The organism is Janthinobacterium fluminis (genome assembly GCF_028595325.1).
Lineage (GTDB): Bacteria > Pseudomonadota > Gammaproteobacteria > Burkholderiales > Burkholderiaceae_D > Janthinobacterium > Janthinobacterium fluminis.
Map to the genome: position 1 here is coordinate 1063690 of NZ_JAQQXR010000001.1, position 20905 is coordinate 1084594.

A 20905-nucleotide genomic window follows, 5' to 3' on the forward strand; every position below is an offset into this window, starting at 1 on the left:
CCCGGCCCGCATCCGGAGGGACGCCATGAAAAGAAATCTGTTCTTACGCCGCATTGCTTGCTGGTGCAGCGCGCTGGCCTTGCTGGCTCCGCTGGCCGCGCCAGCCGACGAAACCTGCAACTCGCCGTATATGGCCAACCTGATCACTGGGCAGGAGGACTATGTCCACGTCTGGACGCTGGGCGTGGCGGGCATGGGCGATGGTAACGACAAGCTGGTCACGGTCGACGTCAACCCCCGATCCGGACAGTATGGCAAGGTCATCGGCTCGGTCGCCGTCCCCGGCCGGGGCGAAGCCCACCACATGGGCTTTACCGACGACAGGAAATACCTGTGGGCGGGGCGGCTGGAAGACAACAAGATTTTCGTGTTCGACGTCGGCACCGATCCGGCCAAGCCGCGCCTGGTCAAGACCATCGGCGATGTGGCGCAAAAAACCGGCTTTGCCGGCCCGCACACCTTTTATGCCTTGCCCGGCCGCATGCTGCTGGGCTTCCTGTCGAACGCCGCCGACGCCGGCGGCGTGACCGGCATGGCCGTCTACAACAACCGGGGCGATTTCGTGGCGCGCTATCCCATGCCGGTTGGCAAGTCGGCGGCCGGCGACGGCGACGGCTACAACTACGACCTGGCCGTCAATCCGCAAAAGAACGCCTTGCTGACGTCCAGTTTTACCGGCTTGAACAACTATATGAGCGAGCTGGGTCAGTTGATCAAGAATCCCGAGGCCATGAAACGCTTCGGCAACACGATGGTGTTGTGGGACTTGAAGGCGATGAAGCCGAAGAAGGTCTTCAATACGCCCGGCGCGCCGCTGGAAATCCGCTGGTCGCTGCGCGAAGGCGACAACTGGGCCATCAGCGCCTCGGCCCTCAGCTCCAAGCTGTGGCTGGTGCAACAGGATGGCGGCGGCGAATGGCAAGCCCGCGACGTGGGCAATATCGGCGATCCCGCCAAAACACCCTTGCCGGTCGACATTTCCCTGAGCGCCGATGGCCGGCGCCTGTGGGTGAATACCTTCATGGACGGCAAGACCCGTTTGTTCGACCTGAGCAATCCGCGCGCGCCGGCGCAGATTTATGAAAAGACCACGGGCAAGCATGTGAATATGGTCAGCCAGAGCTGGGACGGCAAGCGCGTGTATATCACCACCAGCCTGCTGAGCAAATGGGATCTGGACAATGACGACCAGTTCCTCAAGCTGTATAGCTGGGACGGCAAGGAGCTCAAGGAGCAGTGGAAGATTGATTTTTACCGCGAAAAGCTGGGCCGCCCCCACCATATGAAATTCACCGCGGAGGCGCATCGTGTCGGCGCGCCCAAGCTTGCTGCGGCGCATTAACGCCGGGCTGGCGCTATCCTGCCTGCTTGCGGGGGCCGGCGCCGGCGAGCTTGGCGCTGGCCCGCGGCAATTGTTTACCGCCACGCCGGCTGGCACGTATGCCTTGCCGGCCATTCAGCGGGCGCCGGCCGGCCGGGTGTTCGACAGCGACGGGCAGGTCTACGACTTCGGCCGCTTCTGCACGGGCCGCGTGACGCTGCTCAGTTTTATGTACACCTATTGCAGCGACCCGGTAGGCTGTCCGTTGGCGTTTTCGACCATGCACACGCTGCGCCAGCGTTTGCAGTCGGCGCCGCAACTGGCCCGGCGCGTGCGCTTTGTCAGCCTGTCCTTCGATCCGTCGAATGACACGCCGGAAGCGATGCGGCGCTACGCCGGCCCGCTGGCCAAGGCCGACAATGTGTTGCAATGGTATTTTTTGACGACGGCCTCGGTGCGCCAGTTGGCGCCGCTGGCCGACGGTTTTGGGCAAAGCGTGCGGGTGCTTCCGGACAGCCAGGGGCGGCCCGGACGCTTCATCAGCCATATGCTGAAAGTGTTTCTGCTTGACGAACAGGGCCGGGTGCGCGAGATTTACTCGACGGCCTTCCTGCAGCCGGACGTGATGTTCAACGATATCAAGACCTTGCTGATGGAGCGGGACAGGGCTGCGGCGCGCCCGCACAAAGGCCAGGGCTGATATCAGAAGCGATTCCAGTTATTGTGGCGGTGCTCGGTGGCCTCCTTGAGCAGATGGCCGGCGCGCAATTCGTCCTTCGGCGTGATGGCGTCGCCGTGCTGCACCGTCATCGCCAACTCCTGGATGGCGGGCGGATACTCGTGCTCGGCCGCTTCTTCCAGCCAATGCCTGCCCTTGGCGACATCGCGCGGCAGGCCCAGACCATGCTGGTAGGCGTTGTAGAGCAAAAACATCGCATGTGGATTGCCGCGCTCGCTGGCCAAGGCCAGCCAGCTTGCCGCCAGCGCCGGATCGCGCGCCACGCCCTCGCCATTTTTGGCCATCAAGCCCAGCATCAAGGCCGCTTTCGGATGCCGGCCCGCCGCCGCCCGGACATACCAGGCCCAAGCCTGGCTGGCCCGTGACACCTGGCCGGCCGGCCCGTCGCGATACATTTCACCCAGTTCAAACGCGGCCTGCACGTCGCCGGCGCGCGCGGCGCGCTCGAACAGGGCCATTGCCGCGCCGCGACTGGCGGGGCGGGCTTGATACAACAGAGCCAGCTCGCGCTCGGCCACCGGCATGCCGCGCATGGCCCAGTTGTGCACGCGCCGTTCGGCCGCCGCATCCTGGTTGTGGCTGGCGTGCATGGCGTCCGCCTCGATCAGCGCCGACGTCGGCAGCGGCGGGGCCGCCGCGTCGCAGGCGCACAGCGCGGCGAGCGCCAGCAGCGCGCCGGCGCCCTTGAGAATCGAATTGCTCATATTAAAACCTGTAGGGAAGGCGGGCAGGGAGGCTTCCCCGCCCGCATGTTGCGCCTGCTTACTTGCTCAGGTCTATCGTGTACTTGGCGAAGCCGCTCGCGTCCAGGCCGCCTTCGGCCGTGACGTTCTTGATGCCGCTTTTCTGCGCCAGCGCCAGATGGCCGGGCGCCGAACGCAGGATGACGGGACCGGCCGTGGCAACCTTGACGAAACTCCAGCTCTGCGCGCTGCCATTGGCGGCCAGCGTCACCTTGCCGTTTTTGCTGCCCAGGGTTTGCAGGTAGTTGCTGACGACGGCCTGGTTGGCGTCCGGCGACTTGATGATGGTCTTGCTGCCGTCAATGCCGGGGACCGCACCGCCGCCGCCGGCACGGTAATCGTTGGTGGCGACGATGAAGCTGTCGCCATCGGCAACGGGCTTGCCCAGGTAAGTCAGGTTGGCGATGCGCGAGCCGACAGGTTTGGTCACGTCGATCTGATAGGTCAGCGCATTGTTTTCGGCGTAGAACACGTCGTAGTTATAGATCGTGCCATACGAGGGCACCAGGTCCTGCTCCGTTGTCTTGGCCGGGTCGATCAGGCCGAATTGCTTGGCGGCCGTCTCCAGCCAGGCTTTCAAGTCGCTGCCCTTGATCTTCACCGCCTGCAAGTTGTTATTGCTATACAGGTACAAATCGCCCGGATTGCGCACTTGCAAGCCGATCGGCGCGGCGGGGCTGGCACCGGCGGCCACGTCGGTGAAATCGGAAGGACCGTTGCGGCCCGCCTTGAACGGCGCGCTGCAGGAGATCACGGGAATATCTTTATAGCTCGCCAGCGTCGCGTCCTTGCTGGTGGCGATGAAGTTTTTCACGTAGGCGAGCTGCGCCTGGTTCACCAGCTGGATGGCGCTGACGTCGCCGGCCAGCGCAAAATAGGCCGACATGGCAAAGTCCGTCGTCATGCCCAGCGGCTGCTTGGCGTAGGCAATGGTGGCGGCGTGTTCGGCGGCGACCAGCGGCGCGATGCTGGGATCGGCCTTGACCACCGTGCTGCCGTCGGTATATTTGAAGCCGCGCGATTCGACGCTGGTCTTGGCCGGCTGCACCACCCATTTGCCGGCCTTGTAGGCCAGCGTCATCTTGATGATGCCCAGGCGCCGGCCCCAGCTTTGCGCCATCACGGTCGGCACGTCGTTGACGAAGCCGTTGACGGCGTCGATCTTGGCGCTGGCGGGGAAGGCGGCGAAGGAGGCGTCCAGTGCCGGCGCGCCGGTTTCCTTGCCTTTCGGGAAAATCAAGTGGGAATGGCCTATCATCAGCGCGTCGATGCCGGTGCTGGTCAGGTGGTAACTGCCATTCTCCATTTTCGGGCTGTAGGGGCTGACGTCCAGGCCGCCGTGCGACAGCGCGACGATCAGGTCGGCGCCCTTGCCGCGCAGCTCGGGCACATATTGCTTGGCCGCTTCCTGGACGCCGGTGACGGCGACCTTGCCCTCCAGATTCTTCTGGTCCCATTCGAGGATTTGCGGCGGCACGAAGCTGAGCACGCCGATGTTCAGCTTGACGCTGCGCTTGTTGCCATCAGGCAGAACCGCCGTGAATGCGCGGGGCAGCAGCGCGTAAGGCTGGAAAATCGGTTTTTGGCTGGCCACGCCGGTGACGTTGGTCAGCACCGAGGCAAATTCCGGCGAGCCGCACTTGCCGGCGGGCTTGGCCACGCCGGGGATGCCGAAGTCGGTGTTGGTGATCTGGCTCAGGTAGGGCAGGCCGTAGTTGAATTCGTGGTTGCCCATGCCGCCGGCGTCGTACTTCAAGGCATTCATCGCCTTGTGGACGGCCAGTGTCGTGGTGCAGGGAACGGGGGCGGTCACCGCCTGCAGGTCGGCCAGCAGGGTGCCCTGGATGACGTCGCCGTCGTCGAGCAGCACATTGTTCGGGTTTTCCGCGCGCGCCGCCTGAATCAGCGTGGCGGTGCGCTCCAGCCCCAGCGAGCTGTCTTCGGCCAGCGCATAGTAGTTATAGCTGAGCACATTGGAATGGAGGTCGGTCGTTTCCATGAGCGCCAGGGTAACGGTTGTGCCTTCCGGAATCGCATCCTGGACGGGATCGGCGCCGCCGGCATCGCTGCTGCCGTTGCATCCCGCCAGGCCCAGCGCCGCCAGTGCCGCCAGTGCCGCCAGTGCCGCCATATTTGTTTTCATTCTTTCCTCTTTGTTGAAAAATCAAGGTGGCGACTGTAACCGCCGGGTATGACAAGGCGATGACATCGACCTTCTTCAACAAAGAGGAATCAGGGAGCGGGCAGGGCGTCCGGCTGCGGCGCATCATCCTGCCCGGGCGGCAGGCCGTGCAGCAGCGCATAGTGGCGGAAGGCTTCGCGTATGTTCTCGCGCAAGACCTTGTTGTCCCAGGGCTTGGTGTAGAAACGGTAGATGGCGCCGCGGTTGATCGCCTCCATGATCGATTCCAGGTCCGTGTAGCCGGACAGGACGATGCGAAACGTGTCCGGATACATATCCTTGACGCGGTCGAGGAAGACGGTGCCGCGCATGCCCGGCATGCGCTGGTCGCACAGGATCACGTGCACCGGGTGCAGGGCCAGCAGTGCGAAGCCCTCGGCGGCCGAGCGCGCCGCCAGGATTTGATAGCCGTCCTGGCGCAGCAGGCGCCGCAGGGCCGTCAGCACATGGGCTTCGTCGTCGACCAGCAGCAGCGTGCGGCGCGGTCCGGCCAGCGCGGCGGCCGGCGCCGGCCGGGCCGCCTCCTTGCGCAGAAATTGCTCGAACTGGTCGGCCGGCAGCGGCGCGGAGAAATAATAGCCCTGCACCTGGTCGCAGCCCTGGCGCCGCAGGCAGGACAGTTGCTCCGCCGTCTCCACGCCCTCGGCGATGACGCCCAGTTTCAGGCTGTGGGCCATGCTGATGATGGCCAGCGCAATGGCGGCGTCGTCCGGATTGCTGGTGATGTCGCGGACGAAGGCGATGTCGATCTTCAGCTTGTCGATCGGAAAACGGCGCAAATAGGCGAGGCTGGAATAGCCGGTGCCGAAATCGTCGATGGAAATCTGCACGCCGTGCCGCTTCACATGCCGCAAGGTGGCGATGGTGTGCTCGGTGTTCGCCATCAAGGTGCTTTCGGTCAACTCCAACTCCAGCAAGTCGGCCGGCACGCCATTGTCGTTGAGGGCGCGCAGCACGTCGCGGTCCAGGCCGCCCTCGCCGAACTGGTGGCCCGAGACGTTGACGGACACCTGCATCGGCCCGACGGACGAGCGCAGCCATTTGCCGATCTGGCGGCAGGCGGCCATGATGACCCAGCTGCCGACCCGGCCGATCAGGCCGGTTTCCTCCAGCAAGGGAATGAATTCCAGCGGCGACACCATGCCCACGCCGGGCCGCCGCCAGCGCAGCAGCGCCTCGGCGCCGACCGTGCGGCCAGTGTCGAGCTGGACCTTGGGCTGGTAGAACAGCACGAACTCTTCGTTGTCGATGGCCTTGCGCAAGGCCCCCTCCAATTCCCGTCTCTTGCGCACTTCCTCGTCCATCTGCGGCGTAAAGAATCGATAGGTGTCGCGTCCGGCCCGCTTGGCCCGGTGCATGGCCGTGTCCGCGTACTTCATCAGCACGTCGGGGTCGCCGCTGTCGTCCGGGCTGACGGCGATGCCGATGCTGACGCTGAGCGCCACCTCCTGGCCGCCCAGGTCGAAGGGCAGGCGCAGCATGTCGCGGATCGCGTCGGCGTGGGCGGCGGCGCCCGGTTGCTGTTCGTGCAGCACCAGGATGATGCCGAATTCGTCGCCGCCCAGGCGGCCGACGCTCTCGCGCAGGCGCACGGACTCGACCAGGCGCGAGCTGAACTGCCCCAGCAAGACGTCGCCGGCGCCGTGGCCCAGGGTTTCGTTGACGTTCTTGAAGTGGTCGAGGTCGATCAGCAGCACGGCGATGCGGGCGCCGCCGGCCTGCGCCAGCATCTTGCCCAGCGTTGCGTAGAACTGGCTGCGGTTGGGCAAACCCGTCAAGGTGTCGTAATGGGCCAGGCGGTGCAAACGCTGCTCGGCCTCCTTGCGCGCGCCGATGTCGCGCACGCCGCAAACAATGATACAGTCGCCGTCCACCCATTGGGCGTGGCGCTGGATTTCCACCTGGATCGGCGACCCGTCGCGCCGCCACAAATGGGTTTCGAGGAAGGCGGGCGCGCTGGCGCCGCCGATGAGCGCATCGTAGACGTCGGCCAGCTCGGCGGCGTCGATGCCGCGCAGATCCGTCGGGCCCATGCGCAACAATTCCTCGCGCGAATAATCGAGCATGGCGCAGGCGGTGGCGTTGACTTCGATAAACAACATCGTCGCGCGCCGCACCAGCATGATGGCGTCCGCCGTCGCATCCATCGCCAGGCGGAAGGTGCGCAGGTCGGCCGTGCGGCTTGCCACCTCGCGCTCCAGGATCAGGCTGTGGTTCTTTTGAAAGTCCGCCAGCGCTTTCAGGCGCAACAGATTGCGCACCCGCAGGCACAGCTCGATCCGGTCCACCGGCTTGCTGACGAACTCCTCGACGCCCGCGTTCAGCCCGGCGAGGCGGGCGTCATGGTCGGTCAGCGCCGTCACCATGATGATGGGGATGTGCGAGCTGGCCGGGTCGGCCTTCAGCGCCCTGGCCACCTGGTAGCCGTCCATGCCCGGCATCATGACGTCGAGCAGGATCAGGTCCGGCGGCGCCAGCGCCACGGCGGCCAGCGCCTCCTCGCCGCTGGCCGCGCTGCGCGTCACATACTGGTCGGCCTGAAGCTGGGCCTCAAGCAATTTGCGGTTGAGCGCTTCGTCATCGACAATCAGGATGGTGGCGACAGTCATGGCGCACGGCTAGATTGACGGGTTGCGGCCGTGGGCGCGGACGGACGGTACGGCGCGGCGTGGGGCGGTCGCGCGCCTTGCAAGCGGTGCATCCATCCTGTCCTGCAAGTCGCCCATGGCGTGGTTCGGCATACGCTCTTCCGTTAATAAGTACCGCGTCAACAAGGGGGGCGGCCCTGGCGCTGTAGCGGAAAATCATATCAGGGCATTTCCGAATACTCAATAAGTTTGAGACAGCGCAACTTGTTATTGCGGAAATGTCAATGCGGCGGCATCGCCAGTCAGGCAGCTGGCGTGGCGTGCGCGGACAGCCAGGCGTCGGCACTGTCGAGCGCCAGCGCAAATTCGCTCGCCACGCCGGCGAGCAGGAGCGGCAACTGCTCGGTGCGCTGCTCCGCGATGGCCAGTTCCATGGCCAGCGCGGCGCCGACGAAGCGCTTCGCCCCCAGCGTGCCGATGGAGCCGCGCAAACCGTGCAGGATGCGCGCCGTATCGGCGGGGCGGCCGTCGTGCAGCGCGGCGACGGCGCGCGCGAACGGCTCCCTGGCCGACGACACGGCATCGCGGACGATTTTCGTCACCACCGCCAGCGCCTTCTGGTCATTGCCCAGGTATTGGACGAGGACGTCGACGGTGAACACCGTTAGCCCCTCCGGGCAGGCAGGCGAAACGGGCATGGCACACTCCTTTTCTAGGCCCGGGCGATGCGGACGGCATGAACGGGCGGGGTCAGCATGGCGATACGCCACATCATACCTTGTAATAGATCAATCATTTGCACGGCAGCGTTGCTGTTCCCGTCGAAGCGTAAAAATGCAGTTAAATTGCATTACAATCCATAAGCGCAACTTAATTGCATTTGGTGGCGCCGCCGCGGGTGATGCCTCGCCTGCCGCCTTTACCAAAGGGAGTTCGCATGGCCGATCTGTTGCCTGTCACCGTCATTACCGGTTTTCTCGGCAGTGGGAAGACCACCTTGCTCAAGCGGATTTTGCAGGGCGGCCACGGGTATCGGATCGCCGTCATCGAGAACGAATTTGCCGCCGAGGGCATCGACCAGGCTGTGTTGATGCGCCAGGGCGCCGAGCGTATCGTCGAATTAAACAATGGCTGCATCTGCTGCAGCGTGCATGGCGACCTGGTGCGCGCCCTCGTGGCACTGGCCGAGCAGCGCGCCAGCGGTGCGCTGGCTTTCGACCATGTGCTGATCGAGACGACGGGCATGGCGGCGCCCGGTCCGGTGGCGCAAACGTTTTTTCTCGACGCCGACGTGGCCCGGCACTATTTACTGGATGCCGTGCTGACCGTCGTCGACGCCCGCCACGCCGATGCCCAGTTGGACCGGCATCCCGAGGCGCAGGAGCAAATCGGCTTCGCCGACCGTATCCTGTTGTCGAAGACGGATCTGGTCGGAAAGACCGAGCTGGCCGCGCTGCGCCGCCGCTTGGCGGAGATCAATTGCCGCGCCCCCATATTGAAGGCGCGTTTCGGCAATGTGCCTATCGGCGACATCATGGATATCCGCGGCTTCAATCTGAACGCCGTGCTGGAGTGGACGGCCGACGCGCCAGTTGGTGACGCGCGCAGGCATGGCGACGGCGTCGCCTCGTTCGTCTATCAGAATGCGCGGCCGATGAATGTCGCGCTGATCGAAGCATTCCTCGACTCCGTGGTGCAAGTATTCAGTGCGCAGATGCTGCGTTACAAGGGCATTTTGCATGTCGCCGGCTCGCCGTGCCGTGCCGTGTTCCAGGGCGTGCACATGCTGATGGGCTGCGAACTCGGCGCGCCGTGGGGCGAATTGGAATACCGCGAGACGCGGATGGTGTTTATCGGCAGGGATTTGCCGCAAGCGATGTTGCGCGCCGGCCTGGACCGTTGCGTGCAGGGCGACGACGCGGCGGTCTTAGCCGCAGCGCGGACATAGGCCCTTGATCAGGAAATCCATTTCCTGGCCGCGAAAGCCGTCCGGCAGCGCCGGCGCGGCCGGCAACTTCACTTCGGTGAAACAGGTCAGCGTCGCGCATTTCGTGCATTGGAAGTGGGCGTGCTCGTGCGAATGGTGGCCGCCGCCTGCGCCGAAACGCCACACCTGGTCGGCGCCGGCGATGCGGTGCACCAGTTCGTTTTCGCTCAGCCATTCCAGCACACGGTACAGGGTGACGGAGTCGATTTCGCCATCGCCGGACAGGCTGTGCTGGATCTCGTGGTGGGTCAGCGAGGCGCTTTGCCCCAACAGGAAGTCGAGTACTTTGACGCGGGTGGTGGTGACGCGGGCGCCGGTGTTGCGAATCAGTGATTCAGCGTGCAGGGTAGTGGATGTCGACATAATGTTTCAGCCTGAGTTAATGCAACTCAATTGCCGTATGGTAGCACGACGGGCGCCGCCGCGCCGGCCGCTTGCTTCTTGAACGCCCAGTTATTAATCAGGTGGAAGATATCCGCCCCCGGCCGACGGCGACAGATGATCAGAACACAGGCGCGGGACGGCGTCCACGGCCGCGGCGAGGGGATGTGGCTGGCGTCAAATGCCCGGAACATTGCGCGGAATGGCGGGAACTTTCGGGGCATTCGGGTAAACATGCCGTCGATGTTGATTTTCCACAGCAATTGACGCCCGGCCGAAGCGCGCGCGGGCCTCGCTTGTGCTCGAATAGACGATGCCGATACTGTGGGGACACTAGCAGGGCGATAGTGGTGTGGCCCGCCCGGCGGGACGCTGCGGCCCCGGCGCAACGCCGTTGGGGCGTCCCGTCGGGAAAGTATTTCAACGCTTGTTAAACGCGGCGCTCGCGCTCTATACTCTTTCAAGCGCGGCAATATGCCAGCGCAGCTCGCCCGCCGTGAAGGGAAACGGATGTCGACCGATTTTGACCAGCTGGTTTTGCATCAGACACCGGGTGGTGTCATTGTAACGACACCGAGCGGGGTCGTGGCGCACTGGACGGCGGGGGCCGAGGAGATGTTCGGCTATAGCAGCGCGGAGGCGCTGGGGCGCGATTTGCGCGAGTTGATCACGCTGCCCGGCCGGCTCGACGACTGGGCTCACCTGATTCGGGAGATCGAAGACAAGGGTGTGTTCAGTTATGAATGCCTGCACCGGCGCAAGGATCATTCGCTGATTTATGTCGACACCGCCAGCAAAGCCGTCTGCGACGCCAGCGGCGCCATCGAATTCGTCCTGTGCAGCAAGCGCGACGTCACGCAGCTCAAGGCGCTGCGCGAAGCCAAGCTGGTCGCGGCGAAGTTCGGCGACTTGCTCGAATCCACGCCCGACGGCATCATCCTGGCCAATTCCACCGGCCGCATCGTGTTCGCCAACAGCCAGGCGGAGCACCTGTTCGCTTACCCGGCCGGCGAGTTGCTCGGCCAGTTGATCGAAGTGCTGCTGCCGATGCGTTTTCGCGGCGGCCACGTCGGCCACCGCTCGAACTATTTCGGCGCGCCGCGCACGCGCACGATGGGCGCCGGCCTGGAACTGTACGGCTTGCGCAAGGACGAGCTGGAATTCCCCGTCGAGATCAGCCTGAGCCCGATCCAGACCGAGGAGGGGCCGCTGGTGATGAGCGCGATCCGCGACATCAGCGAGCGCCGCAAGGCCGAGCAGAAGTTCCGCGGCCTGCTGGAGTCGGCGCCGGACGCCATCGTCATCGTCAATCAGGCCGGCGAGATCGTGCTGATCAATACCCAGACGGAAAAGCTGTTCGGTTATCCGCGCCACGAACTGCTCGGCGAGAAGATCGAAGTCTTGATACCGCCCCGCTTCGGCGAGAAGCACCCGGCCGTGCGCGTCGGTTTTTTCAACGAGCCGCGCACGCGCTCTATGGGCGCCGGGCTGGAGCTGTACGGCCTGCGCCGCGACGGCAGCGAGTTTCCCGTCGAAATCAGCCTGAGCCCGCTGGAAACGGAGGGCGAGATCCTCGTTTCCAGCGCGATCCGCGACATCAGCGAGCGCAAGGCCATCGAGCGCACCCTGCACGAAAAAACCCTGGAGCTGGAGCGCGCCAACCTGGCCAAGGACCGCTTCCTGGCCAGCATGTCGCACGAATTGCGCACGCCGCTGAACGCCATCCTCGGCTTCGCCCAGTTGCTGACGAACGAGTCGCTGCCGGTGACGCCCGTGCAGCGCAAGGACTTCACCAACTGCGTGCTGCGCGCCGGCCAGCACCTGCTGGCGCTGATCAACGAGATCCTCGACCTGGCCAAGGTGGAATCGGGCACGGTGACGCTGTCGGTGGAGCCGGTGGCGCTGGACGAGGTGATACAGGAAACGCGGACCATGATCGAGCCGCTGGGCAACCAGCGCGGCATCCGCATGATTTTCCCCCGCCACATCGACACCCATGTGCTGGCCGATCGCACCCGGCTCAAGCAGATCATCCTCAACCTGTTTTCGAACGCCATCAAGTACAACCGCCAGATGGGGGCGATGGTGATCGACTGCGTCGCCGTCACGCCGGGGCGGGTGCGGCTGACCGTGCAGGACACCGGCATCGGGCTGCGCCCCGACCAGCTCGATTCGCTGTTCCAGCCCTTCAACCGCCTGGGGCAGGAGGGCGGCGCCGAGGAGGGCAGCGGCATCGGCCTGGTGCTGACCAAGCGCCTCGTCGAGCTGATGGGCGGCGAGATCGGCGTGACCAGTTCGGCCGGCATCGGCAGCGTCTTCTGGATCGAGCTGGCGGCGGCGCCGCCGGCGCAACTGGCGGCGCCCGGCGACGACGGTGCGCCGGCGGCGCCGCCGCCGCGGCCGCCGGCGCCGCTCGATGAAGGCGTGCCGACGCTGCTGTATGTCGAGGACAACCCGGCCAATCTGCGCCTGGTGCAGGAAATCCTGCATTTTCGCAGCGACATCCGGCTGCTGTCGGCGCCCGACGCGACGCAGGGCATCGCGCTGGCGCGCGTGCACCTGCCGCGCCTGATCCTGATGGACATGAACCTGCCCGGCATGAGCGGCGGCGAGGCGCAGAAAGTGCTGCGCCTCGATCCGCTGACGGCGGCCATTCCCGTCATCGCGCTGACTGCCAATGCCATGCCGCACGACGTGCGGGCCGGCATCGAGGCGGGCTTTTTCCGCTATATCACCAAACCCATCAACATCGAGGAGTTCACCGAGGCGATCGACAGCGCGCTGGCCTTCAGCGCGGCCGCGCCGCGGCCGTAGCGCGGCAGTCGCGGCATTTTCATGCGAGGGAGATAGGGTGGCGAGCATACTGATCGTCGACGATCACATTCTGAACCGGCAGTTCCTGGTCGCGCTGCTCGGCTTCGATCAGCACACGCTGCTGGTGGCCTCGGACGGTCTGGAGGGCCTGGCCATGGCCCGCGAACAGCGGCCGGCGCTGATCATCACCGACCTGCTGATGCCGAACATGAACGGCCATGAATTCGTCACCCGCTTGCGCGCCGAGCCCGCGCTGGCCGACATCCCGGTAATTTTCTACACGGCGACCTATAGCATGCAGGAGGCGGCCGTGATGGCGCGCAGCTGCGACGTGCGCTGGGTGCTGAAAAAACCGGCGGCGCCGGACGTGATCCTGGGCACCGTGCGCGAGGCCCTGGGCCTGCCGGCGAAGGAGGCCGGCGGCGCCGTGGCGGCGCCGGCGGACGGCACGCGCACGCCCATCGACATCAAGCTGGGCGAATACCTGCAGGAGCTCGAACAGAGCCGCGAGCTGATGTCGCGGCTGGCTGCCGGCGCCGACGGCGGCGCCGGGCCGGGCCAGTTGCAGCAGGTGACGGGGCGGCTGTCGCAGTCGCTGACGGACTTGCAGAACGTCGGCCTGCGCCTGAGCGCCCTGATCGACATGGGCATCGAGATGAGCGTCGAGCGCGATCCGCAGCGCCTGCTGGAAACGGCCTGCCGGGTGGCCCAGCACATCAGCGTGGCGCGCGTCGCCGTCATCGGCATCGTCGGCGATGGCGACGGCGATGGCGCCCTGCGCTACCACGCCGTGCGCGGCATCAACGGCGACTTCCGCGACCGGCTGGCCGGCATGCCGGCGGCCATCGGCGTGCTGGCGGGCCTGCTGGACGGCCGCCAGCCGTGCCGCCTGTGCCAGTTGGACGGACACCCGCTGGCGTTGGGCTTGCCCGCCTGGCACCCGCCGGCGCAGGCCTTCCTCGGCGTGCCGGTGGCCACGGCCGGGCGCAGCTACGGCTGGTTGTATCTGCTCGACAGGCTCGGCGCGCCGCAGTTCAGCGAGGTCGATGAGCGCGCCGTGGCCACCGTCGCCACGCAGTTGGCGGTGGCCTACGAAAACCTGGCCCTGTACGAAAAAATCCGCGACAACGTCGAGCAGCTGGAAACGGATTTGCTGGAGCGGCGGCGCATCACCGACCGCCTGCATGACAGCGAGGAGCGCTTCCGCCAACTGGCCGACGCCATCGACGAAGTGTTCTTCCTCACCGACCCGGCCAACAGCCAGATGCTCTACGTCAGCCCGGCCTACGAGCAGGTGTGGGGGCGCAGTTGCGCCAGCCTGTATGAACGGCCGCGCTCGTGGTACGACGCGCTCCACCGGGACGACGCGGCGCGCCTGGGCGCGGCCGAGTCGAGGCGGCGCGGCGGCACCGACGCCGCCTTCGACTACCGCTACCGCATCGTGCGCCCCGACGGCAAGGTGCGCTGGATACACGCGCGCGGCTTCCCCATCCTCGACGCCGGCGGCAAGGCTTACCGGGTGGCCGGCATCGCCGCCGACATCACCCAGCAGATGCAGTTGCAGGAAGCCCTGGCCGAGCGCGAGGCTGGCTTGCAGCGGGCCCAGCTGGTGGCCCGCATGGCCCATGTGGTGACGGGGCCGGACGGCGTGTTCGAGAACTGGTCGGCGACGCTGCCGCAATTGCTGGGCCTGGACGGCGGCGCGCTGCCGCCGAGCAACCGCGACTGGCTCGCCCTGGTCGAGCCGGCCGACCGCCCGCGTTTTCGCGACACCTGCATCGCCGCCGGCCGCAGCGGCCAGCGCCATGACGTCGAATACCGCATCCGCCGCGGCGACGGCAGCGTGATTCACCTGCAGCAGGTGTTCGAACCGCTCGACAGCAAGGGCGGCGGCGGGCACGGCGCGCGCTGGTTCAACACGATACAGGACGTCACCGAGCAGAAGGAGCAGCAGCAGCGTATCGTCCGCATGGGGCAGATCTACGCCATGCTCAGCGGCATCAATTCGGCGATCGTGCGCATCCGCGACCGCGACGAACTGCTGCGCGAGGCTTGCCGGGTGGCCGTCAGTCATGGCGCGTTCGGCATGGCCTGGGCCGGGGTGCTGGACGCCGAGACGGGCGACGGCCGCGTCGTCGCCAGCGCCAGCGCGGGCGGCGATGATGCCGCCTATGCCGCGCAGATCCATTTTTGCGCCCGCGCCGGCGGCCCCGGCAGCGACCGCCCCGCCAGCGTCGCCGTGCGCGACGGCCGGCAAGTCATTTGCAACGACGTCGACACCGAGCCGAGCATGCTGGCGCTGCGCGGCGAGTTGCGCGCGCGCGGCCACCGCGCCGTCGCCGCGCTGCCGCTGGAGGTGGAGGGCCGGGTGGTCGCGGTGATCGCCCTGTTCGCCGACGAAGCGGGCTTTTTCGCCCAGCCGGACCGCATCAAGCTGCTCGACGAGCTGGCCGGCGACCTGTCGTTCGGCCTGCAGTTCATCGAAAAAGAGGAGCGCCTGAACTACCTGGCCTACTACGACGTGTTGACGGGGCTGCCGAACGGCGTGCTGTTCCACGACAGGCTGGAGCAGTTCCTGCACGCGGCCGGCGGCTGCGGCGAGGTGGTCGCGGCCGCCGTCGTCAACGTCGACCACTTCGTCCAGCTCAACGAGGCGCTGGGCCGGCACGCCGGCGACCAGGTCCTGAAACTGCTGGCGCAGCGCCTGCAGGGCACCTTGCAGGAACCGTTCAGCCTGGCGCGCATAGGCGGCGACACCTTTGCCATCGCCTTCGGCGGCCTGGCCCACGACAGCGCCGCCGCGACCTTGCTGGAGCAGCAGGTGTTGCTGCCGCTGGGCCAGCCGTTCACGGTGGCGCAGCAGGAGGTGCGCCTGGCCGTGCGCGCCGGCGTGGCCGTGTATCCGGCCGACGGCGCCGATGCGGAAAGCCTGTTCAAGCACGCCGAGGTGGCCTTGAAAAAGGCCAAATCCTCGGGCGAGCGCTATCTGTTTTATGCGCCGCAGATGAACGCGGCCATCGCCGCCCGCATCGCCCTGGAGCAAGCCTTGCGCGAGGGCCTGGAGAAAAACCAGTTCAGGATGCATTTCCAGCCCCGCGTCGACCTGATGAGCGGGCGCGTCGTCAGCGCCGAGGCGCTGATGCGCTGGCAGCACCCGGAGCGCGGCATGGTGTCGCCGCTGGAATTCATTCCGGCGGCCGAGGAGAGCGGCTTGATCGTGCCGCTCGGCGACTGGGCCATCGAGGCCGTGTGCGCGCAGCAGGCCGCGTGGCAGGCGGCCAAGGTGCGCATCGTGCCGGTGGCGATCAATCTGTCGGCCGTGCAGTTCAAGCGCGGCAAGGTGCAGGAGTCCATCCGCGCGGCGATGCAGCGCCACGGCCTGCAGCCACGGCACATCGAGTTCGAGCTGACCGAGTCGGTCGTCATGGGCGACCCGGAGCAGGCCATCGGCCACCTGCAGGCGCTGAAAAGCCTGGGTGTGCAGTTGTCGCTCGACGATTTCGGCACCGGCTACTCCTCGCTGGCCTATCTGAAGCGTTTCCCCTTCGACTTCGTCAAGATAGACCGCGCCTTCATCACCGACATCACCAACAAGGCGGAGGACGCCGCCATCGTCACGGCGGTGATCGCGATGGCGCACAGTCTGGGCCTACGCGTCGTCGCCGAGGGCGTCGAGACGGCCGAGCAGCTGGAATTTCTGCGGCGCCAGCGCTGCGACGAACTGCAGGGCTATTATTTCAGCCGGCCCGTGGCGGGCGCCGACTTCGAGGCGATGCTGCGGGCGAACAAGCGCCTGACGCTGGCGCCGTTGCCGGACCGGCGCGCCGACACCTTGCTGATCGTCGACGACGAGGCGGGCAGCTTGTCGGCGCTACGGCGCCTGTTCAGCCAGGACGGCTACCGCGTGCTGACCGCGTCCGGCGGCGCGGAAGCGCTGGAGCTGCTGGCCGCCCATCCGGTACAGGTGATTCTGGCGGACCATCGCATGCAGGACATGAGCGGAGCGGCGTTCCTCGACATCGCCAAGGAGTTGTATCCGGCCACGGTGCGCATCATGCTGTCGGGCCAGCCCGACGCCGACGCCGTCGACGAGGGCCTCAAGCAGGGCGCTATCTTCCAATTTCTCAGCAAGCCATGGAGCGACGAGGCGCTGCGCGAACATATCCGCGACGCATTCCGGCGCCAGCGCCTGCTGGCTTGAGGGAGCGGCCGAGGGCGGCCATCACTGCGTGCCGGTATCGCAAATTGCACGGACATGACCGCGCAGCCAACGATGCACGGGGTCGGCGTGGTGGCGTTTGTGCCAGCTTTGGGATACCTCAACATCTGCCAGCGCTATCGGCAATGTGAAGAGGCGCAGGCGGTGGTGCGAGCTTGCCCAACGGGCATACGGCTCTGGCAGGACGGCAATATAGTCGGACGTGGCGGCCATGACCAGCGCGGCTTGAAAGCCTGGCGCCATGATGGCGACACGCCGGTGCAGACCCAGTTCTTTCAACGCCGTATCGACGCGCCCGATGCCCGAACCTCGCAGCGATGCCGAAATGTGCGGCCAGGATACGAAGTCTGCCGCATTGACTTGCGCCTCGGCTCTATTTTGGAATAGGGGGTGGTTTTCCCGCACCACGCCGACAAACCCGGCCCGAAACAACGGCTCGCTGTAAATTTCGGCTTCAAGCTGTCCTTGCGCGCCGATATCCAGGTCGATGACACCGTTACGCAAACCCTCAATATTCTTGTCGCTGCGGGCAATGAAATTCAAGGTGATGCCAGGCGCTTCCGCCCCCATGGCAGTAGCCAGGCGAGTCGCCCACGCGCCCGCGAAGCCATCGTTCGCGCGTAACGTAAGCGTGCGCCGCAGTCCGGCAAAATCCACCTCCTCGGACGTGAAAACGCCGCGCACTTCCTCAATCGCCGCTTGCACGCGCTCGCGCAAGGCCAAGGCTCGCTGGGTCGGCACCAGGCCGCGTCCAGCCGGGACAAACAAGGGATCGCCGATGGCTTCGCGCAGGCGCGTCAAACGGCGGCTCATCGCCGGCGCGCTCAGATGCAGGGCACGCGCCGCTCCCACCACGCTACCTTCGCGCAGCAGGGCATCCAGGTCCAGCAATAAATTGAAATCGAGACGATTCAAGGCTGAGGTTTTCATTCCGGTCATCCAGATAGCTGCATACGGTGCAGCAATTGATTGCAATACTATCACTTTACACAATGGTGCCGGCAGAGGAGGATAGGCTATCTTGATCAACGGGGCATCCACAGCACATCATGCGACAACACACATCAATGGCCGAAAACGGGGCGCCCGCCAGTTTCTCTTTCTTTCCTTTGCTGGCAGTGCTGATCTGGACCGGCAACACCCTGGTGACCAAGGCCGCCGCCGTGCTCATCGAACCTGCCGCCATTGCCTTTTATCGGTGGTTATTGGCCGGGCTGGTCCTGACGCCGTTTCTATTGCATTCCGTATGGCGGCAACGTGCCATCGTGGCGGCGCACTGGCCAAAACTGGCTTTTCTGGGATGTCTGGGAATGGGGATGTATCAGGGCCTTGCCTATGAGGCCGCGAAAACCACCTCAGCCATTAACATGGGCGTGGTGGTGGCATTGATGCCCTTGCTGTCCGCGATGCTGGCCAGTTGTTTTGCCGGTGAAAGGCTGAGCGCCGCGCGCCTGGGCGGCGCCGGCGTGTCCTTGCTGGGCCTGCTGGTGCTCAGCACGCATGGGCAGCCCGGCGCATTGCTGCACGGCTCGGTCCATCCGGGCGATGCCCTCATGTTGGTCGCGGTCGCCTCCAACGCGCTCTACGGCGTCTTGCTGAAACGTTGGGCCTTGCCTTTATCGACATGGCAGCAACTGTATGTGCAGATTGGCTTCGGCATCCTGTTGCTGATGCCGTTCTGGTGGCTGGCGCCAAGCTCGCCCATCACGGCGCAGAATATCCCGTTGATTCTGTATGCTGGCATCCCGGCCTCGATCGGGGCGCCGTTTTGCTGGATGAATGGCATCAAACGGCTGGGACCCGCGCGCGCCAGCTTGTTTATGAACTTGCTGCCGATCTTCGTTGCACTGGCCGCCGCCACGCTGTTGGGCGAACAATTACATGCCTACCATCTCGTTGGCGGGTTGCTCGCATTGGCGGGCGTATGGTGGGGACAACACGGAGGAGCGGTCAAGGTGCTTGCGAGGTAGTCCCGCCTTAGCGTGTCGTATTGTCCGCTTTCTGCTGTGCGGCCTTCTTATTCAGGCCGCGCTTCTTTTCGACGACCTTCATCGTTGGCTGTACCGTGTGGATTATTTGCGGCGGCTGGAATAAGGCGAACTGTCCATACGCCTTGCCTGCCGGGTCTATCCACAGCGGCCAGCGGTTGAAGAACGCGCCGGCGGTGCCAGCCGCCATGACGATGATCGTGATGGCGGTCCATTTTCCCATCAGCAGGCCGTTTTGCTCGGCCCACACGACGATCCTCTTGTCGCCAGCCTTCTTTAGCCAGCGCGTACTGATCCACCGAGCAAGGAACCATCCCAGCGCGGTGAAGGGAACCGTCATCAGCGCCATTTCCAACATGAAACCGGATGAATGCGGTGGGTAAATCGGCAGTTGCGCGCCAGGGAGGAACTCCAGGCGTTTTTCATGCTTCAGATACGCCACGGCCGCAATGGCAAATGGCAAGGAGAGCAGGGTGAGCGCGAGTAGCCACTTCAAGCGCGACCAGTTCGCGGCGACCCGCACCGTCCTCTTCAAGTTTAACAAGGACTCTTGAATATAGCTTTCGGATACCGACCAATTGACGCATTCGGCGATCTCTTTTGCCGCCACCCCAGCGGAACTGGCCTCAATGAGCTGCTGGTTCAACTCGGATTCCATGAATGGCGCGACGGCATGTGTTGCCGGGCGGTGAAACCAGGGCCGCCAGCGCGAACGGCTGCCCGCCACGGTCGAGAGGTGCTCAAAATCACTCTTCAACAATGCTTCCAGGGCGCCGCCGGCGTCGAATATCTGTGGCGCGGCGCCGAAGAGTATCCAATTTGACTTGAGTCCCATCACATCGATCGACAGCTCGCAAAATGGCATGCTGCACTCGTAGAGGAACTCCACGGATGCGGTATCCCGTGTCACATGCGTGTTCTGAAGCGCAATGCTGGCGTAGTTTTCCAGATGCGCAAAGCCGACCTTGGACAGGGCGGAATGTACATAGTCTGGCGTGCCTTGCAGATAGCGCCCGCTGAAACTGGGGTTGGTGTAGGTATGTGTCGTGGTGATTCTTGTCAGGCAACCGTGGCTGGAACACGCCGCGCAGCTGAGGTGCCCTGAGCCGCGGCAAGTGGCGCATCGCTCGCAGCCCGAGCCGCCGCAGCTGTAGCACTTGACTTGACCGAATACGCAAGAAGTGCATTCGCAATCGATCTTGACGATACTCTCGCGTCCTTCGGCACTGAAGACGCGACGGACTTGCGTGACGGTTTTGCTGCCGTGGCAGTTGGGGCAGTTGACATTGCCGCTAGCGTCGCAATCGCTGCATGGAACTTCGCCTGAACCCGAGCAGTCGCGGCAAGCGACGTTGCCGGCGCCATTGCATTCGCCGCAGGCATAGGTGTGAAAGAGGCGGCTGGGGTGGGTGCGAATGCAGGTTTTGCCGGAGATGACCGCGTAGGCCTGGCTGGTGACGGCGTTGACCAGGCTGTCCATCGTTTCCGCACGCGTGAATTCGGATTCGGCTTGCGCGGCGACTTGCTCCTGGTAGCGGGCCCAACTGTCGCTGCCCAGATCGCCATGGTCGGGCTGGTGGAGCCCATGATGTTCCTGGATTGCGGACGTGACCTCCAGTTCATGCCGAATGGTGATCAGGACTTGCCGCATCGCGGAGCGCGCGTCGAGCACACGCACGTCCTTGACGTTAAAGCGGGTCGAGCGCTCGATGTACTCGGCGGCGACGGATGTGCAGGATTCGGAATAACGTAGCAAGGAATTATCGTCGGCACCCATGCGTGCTTCACTCCTGTGGGAATTGCCGCTTCCCCGCAAGGATGGCGGCCTGTGATGTCACTATGCGATAAAAATAATATCACAGCCATTGCCAAAATAGAAATGATTCCTGGCGGCCGCCGCACTCGATCTGCCGGCAAAAAATCGTGGGCAACTTGAGCCTATG

The 20905-nt window shown here is 64.9% G+C and carries 14 protein-coding genes; 6 read left to right on the top strand and 8 right to left on the bottom strand.

What is annotated here, in order from left to right; genetic code table 11:
• Positions 1 to 25: 25 nt before the first annotated feature.
• Entirely contained in the window at positions 26 to 1342 is a 1317-nt protein-coding gene (gene mtoX / locus OIK44_RS04690) for a methanethiol oxidase (RefSeq protein ID WP_273669542.1), read from the top strand.
• Complete coding sequence (locus tag OIK44_RS04695; protein WP_273669543.1) at positions 1308 to 2021, top strand: SCO family protein; 714 nt, start codon at positions 1308 to 1310, stop codon at positions 2019 to 2021. The genes mtoX and OIK44_RS04695 overlap by 35 nt, the downstream gene beginning before the upstream one ends.
• 2 nt (positions 2022 to 2023) lie before the next feature.
• Here the strand turns inward: OIK44_RS04695 and OIK44_RS04700 are convergent, their stop codons facing one another.
• From OIK44_RS04700 to OIK44_RS04715, 4 genes are all read right to left on the bottom strand, one after another.
• Positions 2024 to 2764: a tetratricopeptide repeat protein gene (locus OIK44_RS04700; RefSeq protein ID WP_273669544.1), complete on the bottom strand. Its 741-nt coding sequence runs from the start codon at positions 2762 to 2764 to the stop codon at positions 2024 to 2026.
• 58 nt (positions 2765 to 2822) lie between these two features.
• The gene (locus tag OIK44_RS04705) at positions 2823 to 4946 is read right to left on the bottom strand and encodes a bifunctional 2',3'-cyclic-nucleotide 2'-phosphodiesterase/3'-nucleotidase (RefSeq protein ID WP_273669545.1); all 2124 of its coding nucleotides are present in this window, start codon (positions 4944 to 4946) and stop codon (positions 2823 to 2825) included.
• Between the two features lie 89 nt (positions 4947 to 5035).
• A complete protein-coding gene (locus tag OIK44_RS04710; RefSeq protein WP_273669546.1) occupies positions 5036 to 7594 on the bottom strand; it encodes an EAL domain-containing protein in 2559 nt (852 codons plus the stop codon).
• Positions 7595 to 7875: 281 nt separating this feature from the next.
• Positions 7876 to 8271 (bottom strand): Hpt domain-containing protein, encoded by a 396-nt coding sequence (locus OIK44_RS04715; RefSeq protein WP_273669547.1) that lies wholly within the window; start codon positions 8269 to 8271, stop codon positions 7876 to 7878.
• 239 nt (positions 8272 to 8510) lie between these two features.
• Here OIK44_RS04715 and OIK44_RS04720 point away from each other — a divergent pair, with 239 nt between their 5' ends.
• The gene (locus tag OIK44_RS04720; RefSeq protein WP_273669548.1) at positions 8511 to 9521 is read left to right on the top strand and encodes a CobW family GTP-binding protein; all 1011 of its coding nucleotides are present in this window, start codon (positions 8511 to 8513) and stop codon (positions 9519 to 9521) included.
• Here the strand turns inward: OIK44_RS04720 and OIK44_RS04725 are convergent.
• Positions 9501 to 9923 carry a Fur family transcriptional regulator gene (locus OIK44_RS04725; RefSeq protein WP_273669549.1) on the bottom strand — a complete coding sequence of 141 codons (423 nt, stop codon included), beginning with the start codon at positions 9921 to 9923 and terminating at the stop codon, positions 9501 to 9503. The genes OIK44_RS04720 and OIK44_RS04725 overlap by 21 nt on opposite strands.
• Positions 9924 to 9949: 26 nt before the next feature.
• A complete protein-coding gene (locus OIK44_RS04730) occupies positions 9950 to 10204 on the bottom strand; it encodes a hypothetical protein (protein ID WP_273669550.1) in 255 nt (84 codons plus the stop codon).
• 247 nt (positions 10205 to 10451) lie between these two features.
• On the opposite strand from OIK44_RS04730, the gene OIK44_RS04735 reads away from it, so the two are divergent.
• Both OIK44_RS04735 and OIK44_RS04740 read left to right on the top strand, forming a co-directional pair.
• Entirely contained in the window at positions 10452 to 12755 is a 2304-nt protein-coding gene (locus OIK44_RS04735; protein ID WP_273669551.1) for a PAS domain S-box protein, read from the top strand.
• Positions 12756 to 12792: 37 nt separating this feature from the next.
• On the top strand, positions 12793 to 16956 hold the full coding sequence (locus OIK44_RS04740; RefSeq protein ID WP_273669552.1) for an EAL domain-containing protein: 4164 nt from the start codon (positions 12793 to 12795) through the stop codon (positions 16954 to 16956).
• 21 nt (positions 16957 to 16977) lie between these two features.
• Here OIK44_RS04740 and OIK44_RS04745 read toward each other — a convergent pair whose 3' ends face one another.
• Positions 16978 to 17904 carry a LysR family transcriptional regulator gene (locus OIK44_RS04745; RefSeq protein WP_273669553.1) on the bottom strand — a complete coding sequence of 309 codons (927 nt, stop codon included), beginning with the start codon at positions 17902 to 17904 and terminating at the stop codon, positions 16978 to 16980.
• Positions 17905 to 18023: 119 nt separating this feature from the next.
• Here OIK44_RS04745 and OIK44_RS04750 point away from each other — a divergent pair, with 119 nt between their 5' ends.
• The gene (locus tag OIK44_RS04750) at positions 18024 to 18944 is read left to right on the top strand and encodes a DMT family transporter (protein ID WP_273669554.1); all 921 of its coding nucleotides are present in this window, start codon (positions 18024 to 18026) and stop codon (positions 18942 to 18944) included.
• A gap of 7 nt (positions 18945 to 18951) precedes the next feature.
• On the opposite strand, the gene OIK44_RS04755 is transcribed toward OIK44_RS04750, so the two are convergent.
• Complete coding sequence (locus tag OIK44_RS04755) at positions 18952 to 20739, bottom strand: hypothetical protein (protein WP_273669555.1); 1788 nt, start codon at positions 20737 to 20739, stop codon at positions 18952 to 18954.
• Between the last annotated feature and the right edge of the window lie 166 nt (positions 20740 to 20905).